Source organism: Streptomyces iakyrus, from assembly GCF_000717055.1.
Taxonomy (GTDB): Bacteria; Actinomycetota; Actinomycetes; order Streptomycetales; family Streptomycetaceae; genus Streptomyces; species Streptomyces iakyrus.
The window spans coordinates 58,114-83,477 of the sequence record NZ_JNXI01000015.1; the positions used below are offsets into that span (position 1 = coordinate 58,114).

A 25,364-nucleotide genomic window follows, 5' to 3' on the forward strand; every position below is an offset into this window, starting at 1 on the left:
CACGTCAGTACTTGGGGCCGACGTGGGCGTCCATGAGAGCGACGGAGGCTTTGCGGGCGACGGAGATGTTGCGTGTGTTGGCCTTCTTCCATTCGACGCCCACCTGGTCGAGCGCCGCGGTGAAGAGGCGGATGATGTCGGCCGAGAGGTTGGTGAAGAAGTACCGTGGATACTCATAGCGCTTGCGCTCGCCGCCGACGATCCGGGTCGTCCAGTTGGTGATCCGGCAGCCGTCGGAGTGGATGAGCCCGCGGATGAACTCCCATGGGTGGGCGTCGACGATGGCTTGCTGCCAGGGTTCGAGGGCGATACGGCGTTCGTGTTTCACGCCAGGGCCATGCTGGGGGAAGAGGTGCGGCCAGTGCCTGCTGTAGCTGGTCACCGAGACGTATCCCTGAGCCTGCGTGCGGGAGGCACACCCAGTCGGGTTGATGGCGCGCATCGCGCTTTCGCAGGCGTCGATCAGGCCGGGCCATGCGTTCGCGCACGCGATCCTCAGGTAGTAGCCGGTGCCGCGCGGGCTGCTGCTGATGCAGCCATCGCCGAGATAGAGGCCCAGCAAGTATGCGTAGGCGGATTGATCGGACGGTGGTCCGGGGTCTGGCTGCGCCATACGGGGGCGCGGTTCGAGGCGGCCCTGCCAGGAGCGGATCGCGGCCCGTGAGATTCCCGTTTCACGGCTCACCGAGTTCAGGCTGCGGCCCTGGGCCACCAGTGCGAGGGCTCGCTTGCGTGTGCTGACGTCGTACATGAGGCCACTGTGGGAGTGCCCTCAGGGCGACACGCAGCGAAAAGCGGATGTTCACGAGAACGTGGACATCCGCTTCGAATGGGTGACCTTGGAAAACAAGGAAAAGTGCCCCGGGTCGGACTCGAACCGACACTGTATGGGTTTTGAATCCATTGCCTGCTGCCAATTGGGCTACCGGGGCCCGGTGAATCCAAGGTTGACCTCGACCCACTGCCTGACCACCATACCGCAGCTAGGTACGCTCTTGGGAGCAGTACCGGCCTGCCCCTACCAAGGAGCCCACGTGAGTGCCCCCGAGTCGCCCCAGCCTGTTGACGTGCCTGAAGAGGACAAGTCGCACGTGCCTCCGATGACGACGCGGGTCGTCATCGCCGAGGACGAGGCGCTGATCCGGCTCGATCTCAAAGAGATGCTGGAGGAGGAGGGGTACACCGTCGTCGGTGAGGCCGGTGACGGTGAGCAGGCGGTGGAGCTGGCCCGGGAGCACCGGCCGGACCTCGTCATTCTCGACGTGAAGATGCCGAAGCTGGACGGTATCTCCGCGGCGGAGAAGATCGCGGAGGAGAGCATCGCGCCGGTGCTGATGCTGACCGCGTTCTCGCAGCGCGATCTCGTGGAGCGCGCTCGGGACGCGGGTGCCATGGCGTATCTCGTGAAGCCGTTCAGCAAGACGGATGTCGTGCCGGCGATCGAGATGGCCGTTTCGCGGTTCACGGAGCTGAAGGAGCTGGAGAAGGAGGTCGCCGACCTCACGCTCCGGCTGGAGACGCGCAAGCTGGTGGACCGGGCGAAGTCGATCCTGCAGACGGAGTACGGGCTGTCGGAGCCGGCTGCTTTCCGGTGGATCCAGAAGACGTCGATGGATCGTCGGATGTCGATGCAGCAGGTGGCGGAGGCGGTCATTCAGGACGCCGACGAGAAGAAGGCCAACAAGGGCTGAGAGCGAAGCGAGAGGCCCGCGTCCCTTCCCGACGGAAGGGACGCGGGCCACTTGGTGCAGTGGCCGGGACGTCAGTCCTCGCCCAGGTACGCCTTGCGTACGGACTCGTCGTGGAGCAGGTCCTGCCCGGTGCCGGAGAGGACGATGTTGCCGACCTCCATGACGTGGCCCTGGTCCGCCAGGGACAGCGCGGCCTGGGCGTTCTGTTCGACGAGGAGGATCGTCGTGCCCTGGGACTTCAGCTCGGAGATGGTCGCCATGATCTTCTGCATCATGATCGGGGAGAGTCCCATGGAGGGCTCGTCGAGCATGAGGAGCTTGGGCTGGGACATGAGGGCCCTGCCCATGGCGAGCATCTGCTGTTCACCCCCGGACAGCGTGCCCGCGGCCTGCTTGCGGCGTTCCCCGAGGATGGGGAAGAGGTCGTAGGCGCGCTGGATGTCCTTCTCGATGCCTTCCTTGTCCTTGCGGAGGAATGCTCCGAGCTGGAGGTTCTCCGCGATGGTGAGGCGGGGGAAGATGTGCCGGCCTTCGGGGGAGTGGGCCAGGCCGAGAGAGACGATCTTGTGGGCGGGGACCCCGTTGAGGGGCTTGCCGTCGAAGAGGATCTTTCCGGCGGTGGGCTTGAGCAGTCCCGAGAGGGTGCGCAGGGTGGTCGTCTTGCCGGCGCCGTTGGTGCCGATGAGGGTGACGACCTGGCCGGCGTCGACGCTGAAGGAGATGCCCTTGACGGCTTCGATCTTGCCGTAGGAGACCCGGAGGTCCTCGACTTCGAGGAGTGCGGTCACTTGGCTTCTCCCTTGGTGCTGCTGGTGGTGCTGGTCGCGTCGGCGGCGGCTTCGGCGGCCTCGACCTCGGCGGCTTCGGCCTCGCCGGGGTCGCCTTCGAACGGCTCTCCGAGGTACGCGGCGATGACGCGCTCGTCGGCCTGGACGATGTCGGAGGTGCCCTCGACGAGCTTCTCGCCCTGGACGAGGACGGCGACGCGGTCGGAGAGGTTGAAGACGAAGCGCATGTCGTGCTCGATGAGGAGGACGGCGATGCCCTTGTCGCGGATGGCGAAGACGAGTTCTTCGGTGGCCCGGGTCTCCTGGGGGTTCATGCCGGCGGTGGGCTCGTCGAGGAGGAGCAGGCCGGGCTCGGAGGCCATGGCGCGTGCGATCTCGAGCTTGCGCTGTTCGCCGTAGGGGAGGTTGCGGGCCAGGTGGTCGCGCTTGTGGGCGAGGCCGATGAACTCGAGGAGTTCCATGGCGCGTTCTTCGCTGTGGCGTTCGGCCTTCTTGAAGCCGGGGCCGCGCAGGAGGGCGGACCAGAGGCCTTCCTTGGTCCGGGTGTGGCGTCCGACGAGGACGTTTTCCAGGACCGTCATGTTGGCGAACAGGCGGATGTTCTGGAAGGTGCGGGCGATGCCGGCCTGGGTGACCAGGTGGGGCTTGGGCGGGAGCACGGTGCCCTTGTAGGAGACGGTGCCCTCGGTGGGGACGTAGAGGCCGGTCAGGCAGTTGAAGAAGGTGGTCTTGCCGGCGCCGTTGGGGCCGATGAGTCCGACGATCTCGCCGGCGTTGACCGTGAAGTCGACGGAGCGTACGGCGGTGAGGCCGCCGAAGCGCATCGTGACGCCGCGTGCTTCGAGTACAGGTGTGGGCTGTGTGGTCATCTTGGTTACGCCCCCGCCTTGGTGACGGCCGGTTCGTCGGTCAGCGTGGTCTGTTTGGGTACGTCGAGTTGGCCGGTCTCGTGGAATTCGAGCTGGCGCCGGCGGTTGGCGATGATGCCTTCGGGTCGGAAGCGCATCAGGAGGATGAGCGCGATGCCGAAGGCGAGGAGTGACTTCTCCTGGAGGAAGACGAGCTTCTCGGGGAGGAGGTAGAGCAGGGCTGCGCCGAGGAGGGGTCCTGCGACCGTGCCCATGCCGCCGAGGACGACCGCGGCCAGGAGGAACGCGGAGTTGGGCGGGGTGGAGCCGGCGAACTGGTAGGGCGTGGGGACGACGCTGTAGGTGACGTGGGCGCTGACGGTGCCGGCGAGGCCGGCGAGGGCGGCGCCGAGGGCGAAGGCGACGAGCTTGACGCGGAAGCCGTTGATGCCCATGGCGGTGGCGGCGGTCTCGTCCTCGCGGATGGCGATCCAGGAGCGGCCGATGCGGGAGTCCGCTGCACGCGTGTAGACCAGGACGACGATGGCCATGATGAGGACCATCAGGAGGTAGTAGTTGGCGAAGCGGCCCAGGGTGAATCCGCCGATGTCGTGGGCTTCTCCGAAGTTGAATCCGAGGAGCTTCAGGTCGGGGATGGAGGGGATGCCGTTGGGGCCGTTGGTGACGTCGGGTCCGGACTGGCCGTCCATGTTGTTGACGGCGATGCGGAAGATCTCGCCGAAGCCCAGCGTCACGATCGCCAGGTAGTCGCCGCGCAGGCGCAGGGTCGGGGCGCCGATGAGGACGCCGAAGATCAGCGACGCGGCGGCGCCGGCCAGGGCGGAGGCCCAGAAGGGCAGGTGGACGCCGGAGATGGTGGAGAACTCGGAGCCGGAGACGAGGGCGGCGGTGTAGGCGCCGACGCCGAGGAAGGCGACGTATCCGAGGTCGAGGAGTCCGGCGAGGCCGACGACGATGTTGAGGCCGAGGGCGACGGTCCCGAAGATCAGGATGTTGACGCCGATGTTGGCGTAGTGGTCGTCGGTCTGGGTGAAGGGGAAGGCGATGGCCGCGGCGAAGCCCATGGCGAGGGTGAAGCTGCGGTTGCCGGCGACGAGTGCGGAGAAGCGGTCGAGGAGGCCTGCGGTGTGCAGCGCCCAGACGGCGAAGGTGACGACGAAGAGGTAGCCGACGAAGAGTTCGCCGTACTCGGTGTCGATGCCGTAGGTGAAGACGCCGAGGCCGATGATGGTGACCACGGTGATGACGGCCCGCTGGATCCAGGGCGCGGTGGCCTGGGGGGCGGGGATGCGCTCGGGCTTGGCGAGGTAGGCCTTGACGGCTTCCTTGGTGCTGTCGGTGCCGGTGCGCTCCTGGGGGAGGGCGAAGGCGCCGATGACGGGCAGCAGGGAGGCCACGGCCGCGAGCCAGCCGCCGGGTTCGAGGTTGACGACGCCGCCGAGTTTGGTGCTGATGGCGATGACGGTGAACCAGGTGACGGCGAAGCCGCCGAGGGCGGTGAGGGCGAGCGGTGCGTTGTTGCGGGCGGGCAGCAGCCAGCCGAGTCCGCGGACGCCGTAGGAGGCGAGGGCGAACAGGGCGGTGAGGACGCCGGCGGTGAAGGTCAGCCACTGCAGGCCGCCGGGGTAGCCGTTGTAGGTGAGGTCGCCGGGGAATTCCGCGGTCCAGGTCCAGGCGAGGTACGCGGAGGCGGCGGTGGCGATGCCGCCGGCGAGCAGCAGGCCGCGGGCGGCCGCGGTGGGCAGCGGGATGAGACCGCGCAGTGCGGGCGTCGGGGTGGGGACGGCGTCCGGCGTCGGGGTCTTGGTCGTCTCGGTCATGTGATCACGCCCTGTCCGCGACGCGCTCGCCGAGCAGGCCCTGTGGCCTGAAGAGGAGCACGAGGATGAGGAGGCAGAAGGCCCAGACGTTGGCCCAGCTCTGGCCGCCGAGCTGCTGCATGCCCGGGATCTCGTCGATGTAGGCGGAGGCGAGGGTTTCGGCGACGCCGAGGACGACGCCGCCGAGCATGGCGCCGTAGATGTTGCCGATGCCGCCGAGGACGGCCGCGGTGAAGGCCTTGAGGCCCATCAGGAAGCCCATGCGGTAGTCGACGTTGCCGTACTTGAGTCCGTAGGCGACGGCGGCGACGGCGGCGAAGAAGCCGCCGATGGCGAAGGCGATGACGATGATGCGGTTGGTGTCGATGCCCATCAGCTGCGCCGTGTCGGGGTCCTGTGCGGTGGCCTGCATGGCGCGGCCGGTGCGGCTGCGGCGCACGAAGAAGGCGAGGGCGGCCATGCAGAGGACGGCGGCGAGGATGAGGAAGATGTCGGCGTCCTTGATGGTGACGGAGCCGATGTCGTGGGTGGCGTCGAGGCCGGGGAAGGCGCGGGCGCGGTCGGCGCCGGGGTAGAAGTTGCGCACGACCTCCTGGAGGGCCAGGGAGAGGCCGATGGCGGTGATGAGCGGTGCCAGGCGTGGTGCTCCGCGCAGTGGTCGGTAGGCGAACCGTTCCGCTCCGACGGCTATGAGGATGGCGACGAGGGCTCCGCCGAGGAGCATGAGCGGTACCGCGAGGGCCATCGAGGTGCCGTCGGGGAGGATGTAGAAGTAGACCGTGAGGGCGCCGAAGGCCCCGGTCATGAAGATCTCGCCGTGCGCGAAGTTGATGAGCTGGACGATGCCGTACACCATCGTGTAGCCGATGGCGATCAGCCCGTACATCGAGCCGAGAAGTAGCCCGTTGGCCAGCTGCTGCGGCAGGGTGTTCACCGCGTGGCCTCCATGTCGGTGGTGGTCGTGTGCACTGGATGCGTGCGTGGTCGCGTGCTGTGTGGGGGTGTGAAAACGGGCCGCGCGGTCGGGGTCCTCCTTCCGCGCGGCCCGTGGTGAGGCTTGCTGGGGGGCCGGTGCTACTGCAGGTCGGCGGTGCCGGTCTCGACGGCCTTCCAGGCGCCCTTCTCGACCTGGTACACCGTCAGCTGCTTGTTGGTGGTGTCGCCGTACTCGTCGAAGGCGATCTTGCCGGTGAGGCCTTCGAAGTCGGACTTCTGGACACCGTCGACGACCTTGGAGCGCAGGTCGTTGATGTCGGTGGGCACCTTGCCGCCGTTGGCGTCGGCCGCGGCCTTGACGGCCTTGATGATGGCGGTGGTGGCGTCGTAGGCGTAGGCACCGTAGGCGCCGTAGTCACCCTTGTAGCCCTTGTCCTTGTACGTCTGGATGAACGTCTTGGCGGCGGGCAGGGTGTCGGCGGGGACGCCGATGGCGGTGGCGAGGTCGCCCTCGGAGGACTTGCCGGCGGCCTCGATGTAGGTGGTGGCGAACATGCCGTCGCCGCCGAACAGCGGGATCTTGACGCCGGCGTCCTTGAGCTGCTTGGTGATCAGCGCGGACTCGTCGTACTGGCCGCCGTAGTAGAGCAGGTCGGCACCGGAGTTCTTGATCTTGGTGACGAGGGAGCCGAAGTCCTTGTCGCCGGTGTTGACGTGGTCGGTGCCGACGACCTTGCCGCCGAGCTTCTTGTACTGCTCGTTGAAGATCTTCGCCAGGCCGGCGCCGTAGGTCTGCTTGTCGTCGACGACGAAGGCCTTCTTCTTCTTGAGGCCGTTGTACGCGTAGCCGGCCGCGAAGCTGCCCTGCAGTTCGTCGGTGGTGGCGGTGCGGAAGTACGTCTTGAACGGGCGCTTCTTGTCCGACTGCCAGTTCTTGCCCTGGGTCAGCTCGGGGGCCGTGTTCGCGGGGGAGATCTGGACCATGTTGGCCGAGGCGAACACCTGCTGCATCGTCTGGGCGACGCCGGAGTTCAGCGGGCCGACGGCGCCGACGGCGGTCTTGTCGCCGACGATGTTGGTGGCGTTGGTCTGGCCGGTGGCGGGCTGCGCCTTGTCGTCCAGGGCCTTGAGCTTGAACTTCACGCCCGGGACCCAGTTGTTCTTGTTGGCGTCGTCGATGGCGATCTGGGCGCCGTACTGGATGCCGAGGCCGGTGGTGGAGTTCTCACCGGAGAGGGGGGCGTCGACGCCGATGGTCAGCGTGGTGCCGCTCCCGTTGTCTCCGCCCTTGTCACCGCTGTCGTCTCGGGAGCCGCAGGCGGTGAGAGTCAGAGCTCCGGTCGTGAGAACGGAGGTAAGAATCACCAAGGAACGCTGTCGCACAATCAGTCCTTTCACAGGCAGGCCCCGCCCTGGTCGGGGGGTGAGTGCCGCGCTGGTACCGAACTCCCGATGGAGGCGGTGACTGGCCGTGACTCTAAGCCCGGGGTAAGGGCAGGGACAGCGGCGCGGGCTCGCTTGTGACTTTCTTGTTATGACGGGGTGGATGCCCGGTCTCGGCGGCGGGCCCTCTCGACGGGTTTGGTGGACTTTCGCCGAGGTCCGCATTCTGAGAACCCGCACTTCCGGTTGGCCATGGCTGAGATCGTGCGGTACTCGGCCCGGCTGCGGCCGGAAGAGATCGGAAAGCTCCCGGGCCGAGAGCGCGGCCGGAGATGAATCCGCGCGTTGTATTGCGTCCGCGTTACGGAGCGTTACGCCGGGAAAAGGGGCGGGCGGCGGCCCGGGGGGAGTGCCGGGGAATCGGAAGGGGTGTTTCCGGGGTGTGGCTGCGGGGTGTGGCCGAGGGATGTATCCGAGGTCTTCGGTGGACGCGGTCAACCGGAACGAGCTTTGTTTCGCAGGGAGTTGCTGGAGTGCACTCTCCGACTCCGGTGAACATTAACTGAGTTGGCCGGTTCGGTACGGCCGGTGCCCCGCCGCTCCCGTGGAGTGCGGGGTACGGCGGGGCGGCCGGCCGTGCCGTGCGGGCGGTGGCGCGGGCCTCGGCGCCGAGGATCTCGGCGTCACATCCACGGGCCTGCGGAGTCACGCGTCACGGGTTACGGGTCACGGCAGCTTCACGAACGGCGAGAGGAAGGCGCGGGCGCCGGGCGTGTCCAGGCGGTACGTCACGTTGGTCGCGTAGCAGGGGGTGTCGCCGGTGATGGTGGTGGCGGCGAGGATGCTTCTGCCGCCGATGGTCGCGAAGTTGGGGCCGCCCGAGTCGCCGTAGCAGGCGCCTCCGTTGCCCTGGGGCGCGGTCATCGCGAGCCGGGCCCAGGAGTCGTTGAGGGCGTTGAAGGTGACGGGTGCCTTCATCCGGACGCCGCCGCCGGGGTGGGTCTGGCCGCCGGGGCCGTTGACGGCCTCCTGGGTGCCGTACCCCGCGACGAGCCAGTCGGTGGCGTTCAGGCCCTGCGGGCCGAGCTTGCCGAGCTGGTCGGCGGTGGGCAGGGTGGCCGGGGTGAAGCTCCAGCGGGCCTTGACGTCGGCGGCGGGCAGCTGGATCACCGCGATGTCGTGGGTGTCGGCGGCGGGCCCCGGGTAGGCGGGGTGGCTGTGGGCGGTGCCCCGGACGGCGACGGCCGCGGCCTGTGCGGCCGGGTCGCCCGGGTACTTCTTCGCCGCCGCGTCGAGCCCGGACTGCACGTCCTGGTCGAGGGAGACGTAGAAGCGCACGTTGTCGGGCCAGTCCGATGTGCAGTGCGCGGCGGTCAGGAAGGTGTCCGCGTCGATCATGGTGCCGGAGCAGACCCAGTCGGCCCGGTCGGGGGTGGCGGGGTCGCCGTCGTCGTCCCAGGTGGCCACGAGCGCGCCGACCTCGGTGCGTTCGGGGGCGGGTGCGGCGTTGTAGGAGTTGATGGCGGAGGACGGCAGCGCGGTGGCGAGCACGGTGGCGCAGGCCGCCGCGGTGACGGCGAGGACGCGTACGGAGGTCAAGAGAAACCCTTCTGCGGGTGGGACGGGTCTTCTCCTGTGGGGGGGGGAGCGCCAGTGAAAGGCCCGCGGGACGGTCGCGACAAGAGCGCGCCCGCCCCTCCAGGGTTTTCCCTACGTCCGGATCAGCCCGCGGAGCGGATGAGCTCCTCGTCGCCCGGCCGCACGTCGCGCAGCATGCAGGTGAGCCGGGCGGTGCAGACCCGCTTGTCGTTCTCGTCGGTGATCACGATCTCGTACGTGGCCGTCGAGCGCCCCCGGTGCACGGGCGTGGCCACGCCGGTGACCAGCCCGGAGCGCGCCCCGCGGTGGTGGGTGCAGTTCAGGTCGACGCCCACGGCGATCTTGGAGCTGCCGCCGTGCAGCATCGATCCGATCGAGCCGAGGGTCTCGGCCAGCACCGCGGAGGCCCCGCCGTGCAGCAGTCCGTAGGGCTGGGTGTTGCCCTCCACCGGCATCGTGCCGACGACCCGGTCCGCCGACGCCTCGGAGATCTGGACGCCCATCCGGTTGCCGAGGTGGCCCGCGGAGAACAGGGCCAGGAGGTCCACGCCGAGCGCGGCGTACTCGTCGATGACCTCTTGCGGGAACTTCACATGCTGCTGCTCACCCATCGGGCCCGGCTCCGTTCGTCCTCGTCACTCGGCTGCCTGTATCACTGAGCGAACGCTCAGTCGGTCGCCGATTGTTCCAGACGCACCACGACGGACTTGCTGGCCGGGGTGTTACTGGTGTCCGCGGTGGCATCCAGCGGCACCAGCACGTTGGTCTCCGGGTAGTACGCGGCCGCGCAGCCCCGGGCCGTGGGGTAGTGCACGACGCGGAAGCCGGGGGCCCGGCGCTCCACGCCGTCCTTCCACTCGCTCACCAAATCCACGTACGACCCGTCCGCCACCTTCAGGGCCCGGGCGTCCTCGGGGTTGACCAGAACCACCCGGCGGCCGCCCCGGATGCCCCGGTAACGGTCGTCGAGGCCGTAGATCGTGGTGTTGTACTGGTCGTGCGAGCGCAGCGTCTGCAACAGCAGGCGGCCCTCGGGCAGCCGCGGGTACTCCACGGGCGCGGCCGTGAAGTTGGCCTTGCCGGTGGCGGTGGGGAAACGGCGCTCGTCGCGCGGGGCGTGGGGGAGTGCGAAGCCGCCGGGGCGCGCCACGCGCGCGTTGAAGTCCTCGAAGCCCGGGATCACGCGCGCGATGCGGTCGCGGATCGCCGCGTAGTCCTTCTCGAACTCCTCCCACGGCGTGCGGCTGTTCTCGCCCAGCACGCGGCGGGCCAGGCGGCTGACGATGGCCGGTTCCGACAGCAGGTGCCGGCTCGCGGGCTCCAGGCGGCCCCGGGAGGCGTGCACCATGCCCATCGAGTCCTCGACGGTCACGAACTGCTCGCCGCTGCCCTGCAGATCGCGCTCGGTACGCCCGAGCGTCGGGAGGATCAGGGCCCGCGCGCCCGTGACCGCGTGCGAGCGGTTCAGCTTCGTCGACACGTGCACGGTCAGCCGGGCGCGGCGCATGGCCGCCTCGGTGACGTCCGTGTCGGGGGACGCCGAGACGAAGTTGCCGCCCATGGCGAAGAAGACCTTCGCCTCGCCGTCGCGCAGGGCGCGGATGGCGCGGACGACGTCATAGCCGTGCTCGCGCGGGGGTGCGAAGCCGAACTCCTTCTCCAGGGCGTCCAGGAACGCCGGGGCGGGCCGCTCGAAGATGCCCATCGTGCGGTCGCCCTGCACGTTCGAATGCCCGCGCACCGGACACACGCCCGCACCCGGGCGGCCGATGTTGCCGCGCAGCAGCAGGAAGTTGACGACTTCCCTGATCGTGGGGACCGAGTGCTTGTGCTGGGTGAGGCCCATCGCCCAGCACACGATGGTGCGTTTCGAGGCCAGGACCATACGGAGGGCCTTGTCGATGTCCTCCTGGGTCAGGCCGGTCGCCGTGAGCGTCTCGTCCCGGTCGGCGGCGCGGGCGGCCGCGGCGAACTCCTCGTAGCCGTGCGTGTGCTCGTGCACGAACGCCTCGTCGACCGCGCCGTCCGTCTCCAGGATCAGCTTGTTCAGCAGGCGGAACAGGGCCTGGTCGCCGCCGATGCGGATCTGCAGGAACAGGTCGGTGAGCGCGGCGCCCTTGACCATGCCCTGCGGCGTTTGCGGGTTCTTGAAGCGCTCCAGGCCGGCCTCGGGCAGCGGGTTGACACTGATGATCTTCGCGCCGTTGTCCTTGGCCTTCTCCAGCGCGGACAGCATGCGCGGGTGGTTCGTCCCCGGGTTCTGCCCGGCGACGATGATCAGGTCGGCCTGGTAGAGGTCCTCCAGCAGGACGCTGCCCTTGCCGATGCCGATCGTCTCCGACAGGGCCGAGCCGGACGACTCGTGGCACATGTTCGAGCAGTCGGGGAGGTTGTTCGTGCCGAACTCGCGGGCGAACAGCTGGTAGAGGAACGCGGCCTCGTTGCTCGTGCGGCCCGACGTGTAGAAAACGGCCTCGTCCGGGGAGGCGAGCGCGGCGATCTCCTCACCGATGATGTCGAAGGCGCGCTCCCAGGTGACCGGCTCGTAGTGCGTACCCCCCTCGGGGAGGTACATGGGGTGGGTCAGCCGGCCCTGCTGGCCCAGCCAGTAGCCGCTGCGCCCGGCCAGGTCGGCGACCGGGTGGGCGGCGAAGAACTCGGGCGTGACCCGGCGCAGAGTGGCCTCCTCGGCCACGGCCTTCGCGCCGTTCTCGCAGAACTCCGCCCTGTGCCGGTGCTCCGGCTCGGGCCAGGCGCAGCCGGGGCAGTCGAAGCCGTTCTTCTGGTTCACGCTCAGCAGCGTCAGCGCGGTGCGCTTCACACCCATCTGCTGCTGGGCGATCCGCAGCGTGTGGCCGATGGCCGGGAGCCCCGCGGCCGCGCGCTTCGGCTCGGCGACCTGCGGCGCGTCCTGAACCGGATCGCTCTTGGGCGGCTTGGATGCCATCGCACACTCCTCTTCGACTGCGCTGTGAGGTACGTCTCCGATCCTCGCACGCGCTGGTGACAGCGGTTGCGGTCGGGCCGGGAGGCGCCGGCGGCGGGGTGAGCGGGGTGATCCCCCGTGAGGTGCGCCCGAGCCCGGCGCCCGCGGGGGCGGGACCGACTGTCAGTGGGGCGTGGCAGGATCGGGGGCGTGGCAGAGACAGCATCGAAGACGACCGACCAGACCTCCGGCGGCAGCCGGCCGCGACTGATGCTCATGGACGGGCACTCGCTGGCCTACCGCGCGTTCTTCGCGCTGCCCGCGGAGAACTTCACCACCGCGACGGGCCAGCCGACGAACGCGATCTACGGCTTCGCGTCGATGCTGGCCAACACGCTGCGCGACGAGGCGCCCACGCACTTCGCGGTCGCCTTCGACGTCTCCCGCAAGACCTGGCGGTCCCAGGAGTTCACGGAGTACAAGGCGAACCGCTCCAAGACCCCGGACGAGTTCAAGGGACAGGTCGAGCTGATCGGCGAGCTGCTGGACGCGATGGGCGCCCAGCGTTTCGCGGTGGACGGCTTCGAGGCGGACGACGTCATCGCCACGCTCGCCACCCAGGCCGAGGCCGAGGGCTTCGAGGTGCTGATCGTCACCGGCGACCGCGATTCGTTCCAGCTGGTCAGCGAGCACACCACGGTGCTGTACCCGACCAAGGGCGTCTCCGAGCTGACCCGCTTCACCCCGGAGAAGGTATTCGAGAAGTACGGGTTGACGCCCGCGCAGTACCCCGACTTCGCGGCCCTGCGCGGTGACCCCTCCGACAACCTCCCCGGCATCCCCGGCGTCGGCGAGAAGACCGCCGCGAAGTGGATCAACCAGTTCGGCTCCTTCGCCGAGCTCGTCGAGCGCGTCGACGAGGTCAAGGGCAAGGCCGGACAGAACCTCCGCGACCACCTGGAATCCGTCAAGCTCAACCGCCGACTCACCGAGCTGGAGCGCCGGGTCGAGCTCCCCAAGGTCGTCACCGACCTGGAGCGCGCGCCCTACGACCGCAAGGCCGTGGCGATGATCCTGGACACCCTGGAGATCAGGAACCCCTCGCTGCGCGAGCGCCTCTTCGCCGTCGACCCCGGGGCCGAGGAGGCCGAGACCACCCCGGTCAGCACCGAAGGCGTGGAGCTGGACGGCACGGTGCTCTCCACCGGCGAGCTGCCCGCCTGGCTCACCGAGCACGGCACCCAGCCCCTCGGCATCGCCACGGTCGACACCTGGGCGCTCGGCACCGGCTCGGTCGCCGAGGTCGCCCTCGCCGCGCCCGGCGGCCCCGCCGCCTGGTTCGACCCCTCCCAGCTGGACGAGGCCGACGAGAGGGCCTTCGCCACCTGGCTCGCCGACGCCGCCCGGCCCAAGATCCTCCACAACGCCAAGGGCGCCATGCGCGTCTTCGCCGAGCACGGCTGGAGCGTCGAGGGCGTCACCATGGACACCGCGCTCGCCGCCTACCTGGTCAAGCCGGGCCGCCGCTCCTTCGACCTGGACGCGCTGTCCCTGGAGTACCTGCACCGCGAGCTGACCCCGGCCGCCGCGGCCGACGGCCAGCTCGCCTTCGGGGCGGACGACGGTGCCGAGGCCGAGGCCCTGATGATCCAGGCCCGTGCCGTCCTCGACCTGGGCCAGGCCTTCGAGAGCCGTCTGGAGGAGGTCGGCGCCGCCGACCTGCTGCGCGACATGGAGCTGCCCACGTCCGCGCTGCTCGCCCGCATGGAGCGGCACGGCATCGCGGCCGACCGGCCCCACCTGGAGGCCATGGAGCAGATGTTCGCCGGCGCCGTCCAGCAGGCGGTGAAGGAGGCCCACGCGGCGGCCGGGCACGAGTTCAACCTGGGCTCGCCCAAGCAGCTCCAGGAGGTCCTCTTCGGCGAGCTGGCCCTGCCCAAGACCAAGCGGACCAAGACCGGCTACACCACGGACGCCGACGCCCTGGCCTGGCTCGCCACGCAGACGGACAACGAGCTGCCGGTGATCATGCTGCGCCACCGCGAGCAGGCCAAGCTCCGCGTCACCGTCGAGGGCCTGATCAAGACGATCGCGACGGACGGCCGCATCCACACGACGTTCAACCAGACCGTCGCTGCCACGGGCCGTCTGTCCTCGACGGACCCGAACCTCCAGAACATCCCGGTCCGCACCGACGAGGGCCGGGCGATCCGCCGCGGCTTCGTCGTCGGCGAGGGCTTCGAGTCCCTCATGACGGCCGACTACAGCCAGATCGAACTGCGGGTGATGGCCCACCTCTCCGAGGACGCGGGCCTGATCGAGGCGTTCACCTCCGGCGAGGACCTGCACACCACGGCCGCCTCCCAGGTCTTCGCGGTCGAGCCGACCGCGGTCGACGCCGAGATGCGCCGCAAGATCAAGGCCATGTCGTACGGCCTGGCCTACGGGCTCTCGGCCTTCGGCCTGTCCCAGCAGCTGAACATCGAGGCGGCCGAGGCCCGCGCCCTGATGGACGCGTACTTCGAGCGGTTCGGCGGCGTACGGGACTATCTGCGCCGGGCGGTCGACGAGGCCCGGGCCACGGGCTACACGGCGACGCTCTTCGGGCGCCGCCGCTACCTGCCCGACCTCAACAGCGACAACCGCCAGCGCCGCGAGGCCGCCGAGCGGATGGCCCTGAACGCGCCGATCCAGGGCACCGCGGCCGACATCGTCAAGATCGCCATGCTCAAGGTCGACGACGCCCTGAAGGACGCCGGCCTGGCCTCCCGCATGCTCCTCCAGGTCCACGACGAAATCGTGCTGGAGATCGCCCCCGGGGAGCGGGCCGCCGCCGAGGAGCTGGTCCGCCGGCAGATGGCGAACGCCGTCGACCTCCGCGTCCCCCTGGGCGTCTCGGTGGGCGCGGGCCCGGACTGGGAGTCGGCGGCGCACTAGCCGGCCGGGCGGTCACCGGGCGGATCGCAGTGGTGGCCCGGGTGTGCGGGGGGTTTCCCGTCGGCCCGGGTCCCGTGCCGGCCGGGGGGCGCCTTCCGCCCGTCCGGAGTGCCGGAGTCCCCGGCCCCTGGGGTCACGCCCGCCCCGGGCGCCCCGGGCACCGGCTTACCCTGGTCACCCGCCCCGGCCCCCACTGAACCGTCACTCGCGTGGCCCCCGAGAAGGCGCCTCCGCCCACCGCGCTCGCAAAGATGCGGGGCATGGGTATACGCACGTTCCTCAGCCGCACGGCATCAGGCAGGGCATCAGGCGTGGGTCTGTCGCCGGTCCCGGCGTTCGAGGCCGCCGCGAGTACGGTTCGCGTCCCCGTCACTTTCACCTCGGCCCTGCGCCACGCGACGACGGACCTCCGGCAGCGCCTGTCCCACGGCCGACGGCGGCTCGGCGGCTCGGCCGGCACCGGTGCCCTGCCCGCCGCCACGGTCCTGGCCGGCGCAGACGCCCTTCCCGCCGCTCCCGTGCTCGTCGGCACCGACGCTCTGGCTGCGCTGACCGCTCTGGCCGCCACGGACGCTGCTCTGACGGGCGGCACCGAGGCTCTGTCAGCCCTGACCGGTCTCACCGGCACGGATGCTCTCGCTGCGCTCACGGGCCTCACCGGCACCGAGGCCCTGGCTGCCCTCGCCGCCGTCACCGGCAACGTACCCGCCGGAACCCGGCCCCGCTGCGCCCCCAAGGCCCCGGGCAAACCCTCCCGACCCTGGACCCGACTGGCCCGTGACTACCTGACCCTCGTCCTCACCCTGCTCCCGCGCCCCCGCCCCGCGCACACCACCATCACCGTGTACATCACGACGGACAGCACGCTCAGCGAGCGGCCGGGCGGCTCGGCTCCGTCTCGGCGGCAGGGGCATGACCCGTGGGGACCGGAACCGGACGCCGCGCCCTGACCCCCACGGCGTAGAGCAGCAGCGCCGGGACGAGTCCCGCGCCCGCGCCGAAGCACACCGTCGGAATGATCTCCCACGGCTTCGCCGCCGAGCCCCAGTACGCCCACCACCGCGACGCCCGCTGCACCGCCCCCGCCAGCGCGAAGCCGCCGATCAGGGCAGCGGCCGCCCACCGGTCGCGTACCGCGAGGACGGGGACCCCCACCGGCTCGCGTACGGGCGTCCGCCGCAGCGCACGCGCCACGAACAGGGCGATCACGACCGCGGCCACCGCCGAACCGCCGTACTGCAGGTACCAGTACAGCGGCGAGCCCGCCACCTCCCGGCCCAGCACCGGGAACAGCCGCATGCCCCACCGGTCGAGATGCGTGAACGCGTCCCACACCACATGGGTCAGCGCACCGAGCACCGCGGACACGTACCACCGCGCCACCAGCGGCGGACGCACCCGCTCGCGCGGCGCCCCGCACCGCAGCAGAGCCGCCACCCGCCCCTGCCGGGCCCGCGGCAGCAGCGCGACGAGCGGCTCACGCACCAGCAGCCACAGCCCCACCAGCGCCCAGGCGATGAGCACATCGACGGTGAAGACCCCCGGGAGGGCGTGCGTGACGTCACCGAACTCCATCGCCCCGGACAGCGCACTCGCCGCGTAGTAGGTCATGTCGGGCGCGAAGGAACCCGCCACGAGCACGGCGGGCACCAGCGGGCCCCGGCCCGTGCCGTCGGTGCGTACGGCGGGCAGCACGGCTGCCGCATGGCTCAGCGTGAACGGCAACTCGGCTCCTCGCGACGGTCGTTGCACCGGGCTGGGACGCCCGGCGGCCAGTGGCCCAGTATGCGGGATGCCGCTCCGTCGACCACCTCACGCAGCACACATGACCAACTGGTGAAAAACGGTCACGAACGGGTGCCCGAGCAAAGGAAGTTGTCGTAGGGTCGCCAGAGTCGCCGCGCGGGGAGTGCGTCGATCACGTGAACGCGGTTAAGAGCAGGGCACGCAAGAGAACAGAGTTGTAGCCGTCGGAGGGCAACCCCTCGGGCGGTTGGATCGTCACAACAGGGCGAACACTGCAGACGTAGACCGGGCGCTCGGGCGTCCACGGGAGGGGTTCACTCTATGGCGGCGCAATTCGGCAGGAGGCTGCGCAAGGGGGCGGCGACCACCGCCGTGGCCGCGGTTGCGGTCGCGGCCCTGTCCGCCTCCCAGGCTCCGGGTGTCAACGACCACGGCAGACAGACCGCCGCCGACGCCACCCCCTCACCCGAAGCGAGTGCCTCCGACGGCAGCGCCACCGGCAACTCGCCGTACTACACGGATCTGCCTCCGCTCAAGAGCCCGAACCCCTCACCGTCCACGGGCCCCGGCCCGGGCGGCACGGACGCCACGGAAGCCGGTATCCCCGCGACCGTCCTCGACGCCTACAAGAAGGCCGAGACGGCGCTGCGCGAAGCCAAGCCCGGCTGCAACCTGCCCTGGCAACTCCTCGCGGCCATCGGCCGGGTGGAGTCCGGACAGGCCCGCGGCGGCCGCGTCGACGCCGACGGCACCACCATCAAGAAGATCCTGGGGCCGCAGCTCGACGGCAACGGCTTCGCCCTCATCAAGGACACCGACGACGGCGCGTACGACGGCAACAGCTCGTACGACCAGGCCGTCGGCCCCATGCAGTTCATCCCCTCCACCTGGGCCTGGGCCGGCCGCGACGGCAACGGCGACGGCAAGAAGGACCCCAACAACATCTATGACGCGGCGCTCGCCGCCGGCCACTACCTGTGCCGCAACAACTGGGACCTGTCCCAGCAGGGCGACCTCGACCGGGCGATCCTCAGCTACAACAACTCGCGGGAATACCTGAACCTCGTCATGAGGTGGCTGGAGTTCTACCGCAAGGGCACGCACGAGGTCCCGGACGGCGCGGGCACGCTGCCCGACAACCGCAGCGACGACGGCGCGAGCCCGACGCCCACCATCCCGGGCGCGACGGCCCCGGCCGGCTCGACGCCCAGGCCCGGCCCCAAGCCCGAGAAGCCCGAGACACCCCAGAAGCCCGGCGGTGGCGGCACGACGACGCCGAAGCCGCCCACCACCCCGCCCGGCACGCCGTCCACGCCGCCCGCGACGACTCCCACCCCCACCGACACGGTGGACCACCTGGAGGACGCCGGAACCGCGAAGCTCACCGCCATGGCCGGCGACACGTTCGGCAAGCGGATCAGCACCCGCGCCGAGACGGAGGCCGGCAAGGCCGTCGCCAAGGTCAGGGTCCGCTTCACCATCGTCGGCGACACGGACACCACCTTCACCGGCGGTGAGAGCGTGGCCACGGTCGCCACCAACGGCTCCGGAGTGGCCGTCGCGCCCGCCCTGCAGGCGGGGGAGAAGACCGGTGCCGTCACCGTCCGCGCCACCGTGGTGGGCCGTACCGTCCCGGGCCTCGACTACAAGGCCACCGTCACCGAGCGCGCCGCGGACACCCTCGTCCGCACCGGTGACGCCGCACTGACCTGCGCCCCAAGCGGCGAGTTCGCGAACCAGGTCGAGGTGAAGGCCACGTACGACGGCGCCGTCGCCGACGGTGTCGCGGCCACCGCCACGCTGATCACATCGGCGGACGACGCGACCGCCAACGACAAGGGCCCCTACTTCAAGGACGCCGACGGCAAGACCCTCCGCACCCTCACGGGCCTGAAGACGGACGCCAAGGGCCTGCTGAAGCTGCCGAAGCTGTACGCGGACGACACGACGGGCACGTTCCTGCTGCGCATCACCACGGCCGGCGGAGCGACGCTCACCGTCGAACTGACCGTGGCGGCGGCCGAGACGTCCTCGCCGAGCGCTTCGGCGAGCCCGAGCGCGTAGCTCCCAGGTACGACAGGCGACGCCCCTCTTATAAGGAGGGGCGTCGTTGTGCGTGCAACGTGTTCTCATCTCCGCCGTGCGTTGCTACGGTGCCGAGAAACCTGACGGAGTATCAGTTCTGTCCGTCACGCCCCGTGGGGAGGCTCCGTATGCGCGCCCTCATCGCCGCCGTCACCGGTCTCGCCGTCGCGTTCGCCGTGGTCCTGACGCTGACCACCCTCGGCACCCCCTCGGGCGGTACGTCCCCGAAGCCGCTGCTGACGACCGTGCCCGCACACCCCTGACCGCCCGCCCGGGAGGGAGGCCGAGATGCGCCGCAAGGCCGGCCTGGTCCTGCTCGCCCTCGCCGTGTTCTTCGCGGCCCTGTCCCCGCTGCTGCGCTGGTACGCCTTCCCGCGCCTCGCCAAGGTCCCCGCGAACCAGTACCAGGACATGGTCCTGGAGGCGAAGGACGCCACCCTCCTCGACTACGGCACCATGCGGGCGAAGAAGGTCCCCAAGGTCACCATCGTCCAGACCCTCAAGGGCAACGTGGAGGCCTCCGAGCGGATCGAGGAGTCGGCCGGGCGGGACGTCGTCGTCTGGGACGGCCTGTCCTACGTCGTCGGCCCCGACGGCAAGATGGTCTCCAAGATCCCCGAGCGCTACATCTTCGACGCCCACACCCAGGAACCCGTCCACGCCACCGGCGAGATGGTCGACGGCGATCCGGTGCGCCGCACGGGCATCGAGTTCAAATGGCCCTTCCTGACGGAGAAACGGGCCTACGAGTACTTCGACGCCCAGGCCCGCGTCACCGCGCCCATCACCTACGAGGGCACCCGGGACTTCCGCGGTCTGGAGGTCTACTACTTCGAGCAGACCATCCCCTGGACCAAGGTGAAGATCCCGAAGACCCTGCCCGTCGAGGGCCTCACCCCCGAGGCGGTGGCCGGGACCGGCACGACCCGCTGGTACACCACCGTCCGCAAGTTCTGGGTCGAACCCCTCACCGGCGCGCCCGTGTACGGAGAGGAGATCCACCGCGAGGAACTGCGCGGCGGCGCCCTCCTCGGCGACCGCGACAAGGTGACCGCGTTCGCCGGCCACGTGAAGATGCGCGAGGACTACATCGCGCACACCGTCGACCTGGTGAAGTCCCAGCGCCTGCTCATCCTGCTGATGACGTCCTACCTGCCCTGGGGCTTCCTGACCCTCGGCGTCCTCCTGCTGGCCCTCGCGCTGTACCTGGAGGCGCGCAGCCGCCGCCCCTCGGGCCCGGTGCCCACGGCGGCCGAGAAACCGTCGTCGGTCAGCGCCTGAGCCGCGCGTTGGTGTGCCGGGTCGGCTCGGCACCCGCCGGGTCCTCGGGCCACGGATGCTTCGGGTACCGCCCCCGCAGCTCCGCCCGTACGCCTCGGTAGCCGTCCCGCCAGAACGAGGCGAGATCGGCGGTGACGGCGGCCGGGCGCCCGGCCGGGGACAGCAGGTGCACGAGCAGCGGCACCCCGGCGACCCGGGGCGACTCCTGGAGCCCGAACATCTCCTGCAGCTTCACGGCCAGTACGGGCTGCTCGGGCCGGGAGTAGTCGATCCGGATCCTCGAACCGCTCGGCACCGTCATTCGCTCCGGGGCCAGCTCGTCGAGCCGCCCGGCCTCTCCGGAGGCCCAGGGCAGCAACCGGGCGAGCACCTGCCCGGCGTCGATCCGCGCCAGATCGGCCCGCCGCCGCGCCCGGCCGAGCTCCGGCTCCAGCCACTCCTCCACGCGCGCGTGCAGCGCGTCGTCGGACACGTCCGGCCAGGGCGCACCGACATGGAGCCGCAGGAACGCCAGCCGCTGCCGCAGGGCACCGGCCTCCGCCGACCACCGCAGCAGTCCGAACCCCTCCCGCCGGAGCCCGTCGAGCAGCGCGTCGCGCACCAGCCCCGGGTCGGCGTCCTTCAGCGCCCGCACGGCCAGTTCCACGGCTCCCAGCCGCTCCACCCGCCGCGCGACGACGTCCCCGCCGTCCCACCGGACCTCGTCCCGCTCGTCGAGCAGCGCGCCCGCGGCGAGCCGGGCCACGTCCTCGTCCACGACCGCCCCCGACTGCACGCGCGCGTGCCCCTTGCCGACGGGCCGGTCCGCCACGGCGACGGCCACCCACTGCGCCCCGCGCAGCGCACTCCCCGCACCGACCTCCGCCCGCGTCCCGGACACCATGAGGTACGACCCGCCGTCGGCCCTGGCGACCCGCTCGGGGAAGGCGAGCGCGGCGACGAGGCCGGCCTGCTGCTCCTCGGAGAGACCCGCCGGCGCCTCCGCTTCCGCCGCCTTGTCGGACACACCGGAAACGGCGGCCCGCAGCCGCCGAACCTCCGTCCGCCACCGCGACGAATAGGCGTCACCCCCACGCCGAGCACGCCGCAGAGCACCGGCCAGATCGTCGCCGTACTCCCGCGGAGCCTCCTCGCTCAACAGCGCCACGACCTCCGCAGCCCTCTCGGCCCCCGTGACCGGGACGGAGTCGAGCAGTGCCCGCGCCAGCCGGGGATGCACGCCCACCCGGCTCAGCCGGACTCCCCGCTCCGTGGCCCGCCCGACGGAGTCCACCGCCCCCACCGCCGCCAGGACCTCCCGCGCCGCCGCCATCGCCCCGCCCGGCGGCCCGTCCAGCAGGGCCAGACCCGACGCGTCCGGATCCCCCCAGCACGCCACCTGGAGCGCGAACGCCGTCAGGTCGGCCACCTTGATCTCCGGCGACGGAAACCGCGGCAGACGCGCATCCTCGGCCTCCGCCCAGCAGCGGTACACCGCCCCCGGCGCCTCACGCCCGGCCCGCCCCGCCCGCTGCCGCCCGGCCGCCTGCGACGCCCGCACCGTCGCCAGCGCGCTCAGCCCGCGCGCGTGGTCCACCCGGGGCTCGCGCGCCAGCCCCGAATCGACCACGACCCGGACCCCCGGCACCGTCAGCGACGACTCCGCGACGGACGTGGCCAGCACGACCCGCCGCCGCTCCCCGGGCAGCAGCACCGCGTCCTGCACGGCCGCCGGCGCCCGCCCGTGCACCTGGAGCACCTCGACCCCACCGAGCCCCCCGAGCTGCCCGGCGACCCGGGCGATCTCGCCCACGCCCGGCAGGAAACACAGCACGTCCCCCTCCCGCTCGGCCAGCGCCCGCCGCACCACGGACGCCACGTGCGTCAGCAGCGCCGGATCGACCCGCATCCCGTGCGGCGGGCGTACGGGCCGCACCGGCGGCGCCCACACGGTCTCCACCGGATACGCCGTGCCCTGCGCCTCGACCACCGGCGCACCGCCCAGCAGCCGCGCCCACCCTTGCGCGTCGGTCGTCGCCGAGGCGGCCACCAGCCGCAGCTCCGGCCGCAGGGCCTGCCGTACGTCCCAGAGGAAGGCCGCCGCCGTATCCGCGTCCAGGTGCCGCTCGTGGCACTCGTCGAGCACCACCACATCCACACCGGCCAGCTCCTGGTCCCGTTGCAGCCGCTGGACGAGCACGCCGGTCGTCACGACCTCCACGCGCGTGTGCCGCCCGACGACCCGTTCCCCGCGCACGGAGTAGCCGACGCTCTCGCCGGGCTTCTCGCCCAGCAGCCACGCCATCCGGCGCGCCGCGGCCCGGGCCGCGATCCGCCGCGGCTCGGCCACGATCACCCGCCGCTCGGGCCCCTCCCCGAGCAGTCCCGCCAGCGCCAGCGGCACCAGCGTCGTCTTGCCGGTGCCGGGGGGTGCCACCAGGACGGCGGTGCCGTGCCCGTCGAGGGCTTCGCGCAGAGCGGGCAGGGCACCGCGTACGGGCAGGGAGGCCAGGGCGTCGTCACGGATCACGCCATCAGTGTCGTACGCCCGGGCAGAAGTCGTTGGTCGCTCAGTCCCGCTCGCACACGAAGATCGCCGTCCCCGGGATCAGGTTCCCGCGCAACGGCGACCAGCCGCCCCACTCGGACGTGTTCCACACGGGCCACTCCGGCTCCACCAGGTCGACCAGACGGAAGCCCGACGCCACGACGTCCCGGACGCGGTCGCCCAGCGTGCGGTGGTGCTCGACGTAGACCGCCCGGCCCTCGTCGTCCTGCTCGACATAAGGGGTGCGGTCGAAATAGGAAGCCGACACCGACAGGCCCTCCGGCCCCGGCTCGTCCGGGAAGGCCCAGCGGATCGGATGCGTCACCGAGAACACGAGCCGGCCCCCGGGCCGCAGCACCCGGCGCACCTCCCGCAGGACCTGGCGCGGATCGGCGACGAAGGGCAGCGCCCCGTACGCCGAGCAGGCCAGGTCGAACGAGCCGTCCGCGAACGGCAGCGCACCGGCGTCGGCGCACACCAGGGGGAAGGAACCGCCGATGCGCAGCGCGTGCTGGAGCTGCCGGTGCGAGATGTCCAGGGCGACCGGACGCGCGCCCTGGGCGGTCAGCCAGCGCGAGCACTGGGCGGCGCCGGCGCCGATCTCCAGCACGTCGCGGCCCTTCAGCCCCTCCGGCGGGCCCAGTAGTTCGGCCTCCACCTCGTCCAGGCCCTCGGGGCCCCAGACGAAGCGGTCGTCGCCGAGGAACGTGCCGTGCTCGATCTGGTACTCGTCCGCGTTGCGGTCCCACCAGCCACGATTGGCCCGGGAGCTCTCCGTGACATCGGCATCGCGCCGGGTGGCCTCGGGTTCGGACGCTTCGGACTCTTGGATGATCGGCTCCCTCGTCGTACTCTTCCGTCCAGCCGGTCCCGGCGGTGGCACAAAAGGGGGCGTCGCTCGGCCCGCGTGGCCTCGGACGACACGACTTGTGCCGGGAATGCGGCGATCCGCCCCGCGTGGGCGGCTTCGCGCATTGACCCTGCCCGGCTGCCCCCGTATGCTACAAGTTGCGCTGCGGGCCTGCGCACCTCAGACGTAGCAGGCTGCGCTCGCATCTGTATGTATGTCCCCTCGGTTGTCGAGGCGCCACCGTTTCTGCGTGGCGCTTCCTTGGCTGTCCGGCTTCTGCAGAGCGAAACGGGCTCCCGGCGTAGCAGTACCTACGACTTCAATGTCCGTACCGGAGCCCTTTCCCACATGACGAGCAGCACCGAGACCACCGCCACCACCCCGCAGGTAGCGGTCAACGACATCGGTAACGAGGAAGCCTTCCTCGCCGCGATCGACGAGACGATCAAGTACTTCAACGACGGCGACATCGTCGACGGCGTCATCGTGAAGGTCGACCGGGACGAGGTCCTGCTCGACATCGGTTACAAGACCGAAGGCGTGATCCCGAGCCGCGAGCTCTCGATCAAGCACGACGTCGACCCCAACGAGGTCGTCGCCGTCGGTGACGAGATCGAGGCCCTCGTCCTCCAGAAGGAGGACAAGGAAGGCCGCCTGATCCTCTCGAAGAAGCGCGCCCAGTACGAGCGTGCCTGGGGCACCATCGAGAAGATCAAGGAAGAGGACGGGATCGTCACCGGTACCGTCATCGAGGTCGTCAAGGGTGGTCTCATCCTCGACATCGGCCTCCGTGGCTTCCTCCCGGCCTCCCTGGTCGAGATGCGCCGCGTCCGCGACCTCCAGCCCTACGTGGGCAAGGAGCTCGAGGCCAAGATCATCGAGCTGGACAAGAACCGCAACAACGTGGTCCTGTCCCGCCGTGCCTGGCTGGAGCAGACCCAGTCCGAGGTCCGCCAGACGTTCCTCACGACCCTCCAGAAGGGTCAGGTCCGTTCCGGCGTCGTCTCCTCGATCGTCAACTTCGGTGCCTTCGTGGACCTGGGTGGCGTCGACGGTCTGGTCCACGTCTCCGAGCTCTCCTGGAAGCACATCGACCACCCGTCCGAGGTTGTCGAGGTCGGCCAGGAAGTCACCGTCGAGGTCCTCGACGTCGACATGGACCGCGAGCGTGTCTCCCTGTCGCTGAAGGCGACCCAGGAAGACCCCTGGCAGCAGTTCGCCCGCACCCACCAGATCGGCCAGGTCGTGCCCGGCAAGGTCACGAAGCTGGTTCCGTTCGGTGCGTTCGTCCGCGTGGACGAGGGCATCGAGGGTCTGGTCCACATCTCCGAGCTGGCCGAGCGCCACGTGGAGATCCCGGAGCAGGTCGTCCAGGTCAACGACGAGATCTTCGTCAAGGTCATCGACATCGACCTCGAGCGCCGTCGCATCAGCCTCTCGCTGAAGCAGGCCAACGAGTCCTTCGGTGCCGACCCGGCCTCGGTCGAGTTCGACCCGACCCTGTACGGCATGGCCGCGTCCTACGACGACCAGGGCAACTACATCTACCCCGAGGGCTTCGACCCCGAGACCAACGACTGGCTCGAGGGCTACGAGACCCAGCGCGAGGCGTGGGAGACCCAGTACGCCGAGGCGCAGCAGCGCTTCGAGCAGCACCAGGCGCAGGTCATCAAGTCCCGCGAGGCGGACGAGAAGGCCGCTGCCGAGGGTGGCGAGGCTGCCGCTCCGGCCGCGTCCGGTGGCGGTTCGTACTCCTCCGAGGGCCCGGACAACTCCGGCGCGCTGGCCTCGGACGAGGCGCTGGCCGCGCTGCGCGAGAAGCTGGCCGGTGGGCAGAGCTGAACGCCCACTGAGCTGTAGCTCCTGATCGAGGGGCCGTACCTTTCGAGGTGCGGCCCCTCGGTGTTTCCGGGCTCTCGTCGTCCG

19 protein-coding genes and 1 tRNA gene are annotated in these 25,364 nt (G+C 70.6%); 7 read left to right on the plus strand and 13 right to left on the minus strand.

Features of this window, described 5'->3' with window-relative positions:
• Nucleotides 1-4: 4 nt before the first annotated feature.
• Both OO68_RS23295 and OO68_RS23300 read right to left on the minus strand, forming a co-directional pair.
• Nucleotides 5-751 (minus strand): helix-turn-helix domain-containing protein, encoded by a 747-nt coding sequence (locus tag OO68_RS23295; RefSeq protein WP_033310602.1) that lies wholly within the window; start codon nucleotides 749-751, stop codon nucleotides 5-7.
• Between the two features lie 106 nt (nucleotides 752-857).
• Nucleotides 858-932: transfer RNA gene (locus tag OO68_RS23300), tRNA-Leu, on the minus strand.
• A 102-nt stretch (nucleotides 933-1,034) separates the two neighbouring features.
• Here OO68_RS23300 and OO68_RS23305 point away from each other — a divergent pair.
• A complete protein-coding gene (locus OO68_RS23305) occupies nucleotides 1,035-1,691 on the plus strand; it encodes an ANTAR domain-containing response regulator (RefSeq protein WP_033310604.1) in 657 nt (218 codons plus the stop codon).
• A 71-nt stretch (nucleotides 1,692-1,762) separates the two neighbouring features.
• Here OO68_RS23305 and OO68_RS23310 read toward each other — a convergent pair whose 3' ends face one another.
• From OO68_RS23310 to OO68_RS23345, 8 genes are all read right to left on the minus strand, one after another.
• Nucleotides 1,763-2,479 (minus strand): ABC transporter ATP-binding protein, encoded by a 717-nt coding sequence (locus tag OO68_RS23310; protein ID WP_033310606.1) that lies wholly within the window; start codon nucleotides 2,477-2,479, stop codon nucleotides 1,763-1,765.
• Nucleotides 2,476-3,348: an ABC transporter ATP-binding protein gene (locus tag OO68_RS23315; RefSeq protein ID WP_033310609.1), complete on the minus strand. Its 873-nt coding sequence runs from the start codon at nucleotides 3,346-3,348 to the stop codon at nucleotides 2,476-2,478. The genes OO68_RS23310 and OO68_RS23315 overlap by 4 nt, the downstream gene beginning before the upstream one ends.
• Nucleotides 3,349-3,353: 5 nt before the next feature.
• Nucleotides 3,354-5,168 carry a branched-chain amino acid ABC transporter permease gene (locus OO68_RS23320; RefSeq protein WP_033310611.1) on the minus strand — a complete coding sequence of 605 codons (1,815 nt, stop codon included), beginning with the start codon at nucleotides 5,166-5,168 and terminating at the stop codon, nucleotides 3,354-3,356.
• Between the two features lie 4 nt (nucleotides 5,169-5,172).
• A complete protein-coding gene (locus OO68_RS23325; protein ID WP_033310613.1) occupies nucleotides 5,173-6,102 on the minus strand; it encodes a branched-chain amino acid ABC transporter permease in 930 nt (309 codons plus the stop codon).
• Between the two features lie 140 nt (nucleotides 6,103-6,242).
• Complete coding sequence (locus OO68_RS23330) at nucleotides 6,243-7,472, minus strand: branched-chain amino acid ABC transporter substrate-binding protein (RefSeq protein ID WP_033310615.1); 1,230 nt, start codon at nucleotides 7,470-7,472, stop codon at nucleotides 6,243-6,245.
• Between the two features lie 741 nt (nucleotides 7,473-8,213).
• On the minus strand, nucleotides 8,214-9,086 hold the full coding sequence (locus tag OO68_RS23335; RefSeq protein WP_033310617.1) for a trypsin-like serine protease: 873 nt from the start codon (nucleotides 9,084-9,086) through the stop codon (nucleotides 8,214-8,216).
• Between the two features lie 122 nt (nucleotides 9,087-9,208).
• The gene (locus OO68_RS23340) at nucleotides 9,209-9,697 is read right to left on the minus strand and encodes a PaaI family thioesterase (RefSeq protein WP_033310619.1); all 489 of its coding nucleotides are present in this window, start codon (nucleotides 9,695-9,697) and stop codon (nucleotides 9,209-9,211) included.
• Between the two features lie 56 nt (nucleotides 9,698-9,753).
• Nucleotides 9,754-12,033: an FdhF/YdeP family oxidoreductase gene (locus OO68_RS23345; RefSeq protein WP_033310621.1), complete on the minus strand. Its 2,280-nt coding sequence runs from the start codon at nucleotides 12,031-12,033 to the stop codon at nucleotides 9,754-9,756.
• 189 nt (nucleotides 12,034-12,222) lie between these two features.
• On the opposite strand from OO68_RS23345, the gene polA reads away from it, so the two are divergent.
• Nucleotides 12,223-14,949 (plus strand): DNA polymerase I, encoded by a 2,727-nt coding sequence (gene polA, locus OO68_RS23350; RefSeq protein WP_033310623.1) that lies wholly within the window; start codon nucleotides 12,223-12,225, stop codon nucleotides 14,947-14,949.
• Between the two features lie 260 nt (nucleotides 14,950-15,209).
• Nucleotides 15,210-15,899, plus strand: a complete 690-nt coding sequence (locus OO68_RS43170) for a hypothetical protein (RefSeq protein ID WP_157852745.1) — start codon at nucleotides 15,210-15,212, stop codon at nucleotides 15,897-15,899.
• On the opposite strand, the gene OO68_RS23365 is transcribed toward OO68_RS43170, so the two are convergent.
• Nucleotides 15,817-16,674, minus strand: a complete 858-nt coding sequence (locus OO68_RS23365; RefSeq protein WP_033310625.1) for a DUF4184 family protein — start codon at nucleotides 16,672-16,674, stop codon at nucleotides 15,817-15,819. The genes OO68_RS43170 and OO68_RS23365 overlap by 83 nt on opposite strands.
• A 342-nt stretch (nucleotides 16,675-17,016) precedes the next feature.
• On the opposite strand from OO68_RS23365, the gene OO68_RS23370 reads away from it, so the two are divergent.
• The 3 genes from OO68_RS23370 to pgfA all read left to right on the plus strand — a co-directional run bounded on the left by OO68_RS23370 (nucleotide 17,017) and on the right by pgfA (nucleotide 20,061).
• On the plus strand, nucleotides 17,017-18,759 hold the full coding sequence (locus tag OO68_RS23370) for a lytic transglycosylase domain-containing protein (protein ID WP_033310628.1): 1,743 nt from the start codon (nucleotides 17,017-17,019) through the stop codon (nucleotides 18,757-18,759).
• A 149-nt stretch (nucleotides 18,760-18,908) separates the two neighbouring features.
• Nucleotides 18,909-19,043 (plus strand): SPW_0924 family protein, encoded by a 135-nt coding sequence (locus OO68_RS45600; protein WP_106974395.1) that lies wholly within the window; start codon nucleotides 18,909-18,911, stop codon nucleotides 19,041-19,043.
• 25 nt (nucleotides 19,044-19,068) lie between these two features.
• The gene (gene pgfA / locus OO68_RS23375) at nucleotides 19,069-20,061 is read left to right on the plus strand and encodes a cell envelope lipid trafficking protein PgfA (protein WP_033310629.1); all 993 of its coding nucleotides are present in this window, start codon (nucleotides 19,069-19,071) and stop codon (nucleotides 20,059-20,061) included.
• Here the strand turns inward: pgfA and hrpB are convergent.
• Both hrpB and OO68_RS23385 read right to left on the minus strand, forming a co-directional pair.
• Nucleotides 20,051-22,570 carry an ATP-dependent helicase HrpB gene (gene hrpB / locus OO68_RS23380; protein WP_033310630.1) on the minus strand — a complete coding sequence of 840 codons (2,520 nt, stop codon included), beginning with the start codon at nucleotides 22,568-22,570 and terminating at the stop codon, nucleotides 20,051-20,053. The two genes, pgfA and hrpB, sit on opposite strands and share 11 nt — an antisense overlap.
• Before the next feature lie 40 nt (nucleotides 22,571-22,610).
• Nucleotides 22,611-23,471 (minus strand): class I SAM-dependent methyltransferase, encoded by an 861-nt coding sequence (locus OO68_RS23385; RefSeq protein WP_051814779.1) that lies wholly within the window; start codon nucleotides 23,469-23,471, stop codon nucleotides 22,611-22,613.
• 315 nt (nucleotides 23,472-23,786) lie between these two features.
• On the opposite strand from OO68_RS23385, the gene rpsA reads away from it, so the two are divergent.
• On the plus strand, nucleotides 23,787-25,280 hold the full coding sequence (gene rpsA / locus OO68_RS23390) for a 30S ribosomal protein S1 (RefSeq protein WP_033310631.1): 1,494 nt from the start codon (nucleotides 23,787-23,789) through the stop codon (nucleotides 25,278-25,280).
• Nucleotides 25,281-25,364: the final 84 nt, after the last annotated feature.

Bases quoted from the DNA above. Each gene is read 5' to 3' on its own strand.
- OO68_RS23295 (WP_033310602.1), bottom strand. From the start codon at position 751: ATGTACGACGTCAGCACACGCAAGCGAGCCCTCGCACTGGTGGCCCAG.
- OO68_RS23315 (WP_033310609.1), bottom strand. From the start codon at position 3,348: ATGACCACACAGCCCACACCTGTACTCGAAGCACGCGGCGTCACGATG.
- OO68_RS23320 (WP_033310611.1), bottom strand. From the start codon at position 5,168: ATGACCGAGACGACCAAGACCCCGACGCCGGACGCCGTCCCCACCCCG.
- OO68_RS23340 (WP_033310619.1), bottom strand. From the start codon at position 9,697: ATGGGTGAGCAGCAGCATGTGAAGTTCCCGCAAGAGGTCATCGACGAG.
- OO68_RS23345 (WP_033310621.1), bottom strand. From the start codon at position 12,033: ATGGCATCCAAGCCGCCCAAGAGCGATCCGGTTCAGGACGCGCCGCAG.
- OO68_RS43170 (WP_157852745.1), top strand. From the start codon at position 15,210: ATGGGTATACGCACGTTCCTCAGCCGCACGGCATCAGGCAGGGCATCA.
- OO68_RS23370 (WP_033310628.1), top strand. From the start codon at position 17,017: ATGGCGGCGCAATTCGGCAGGAGGCTGCGCAAGGGGGCGGCGACCACC.
- OO68_RS45600 (WP_106974395.1), top strand. From the start codon at position 18,909: ATGCGCGCCCTCATCGCCGCCGTCACCGGTCTCGCCGTCGCGTTCGCC.
- pgfA (WP_033310629.1), top strand. From the start codon at position 19,069: ATGCGCCGCAAGGCCGGCCTGGTCCTGCTCGCCCTCGCCGTGTTCTTC.
- rpsA (WP_033310631.1), top strand. From the start codon at position 23,787: ATGACGAGCAGCACCGAGACCACCGCCACCACCCCGCAGGTAGCGGTC.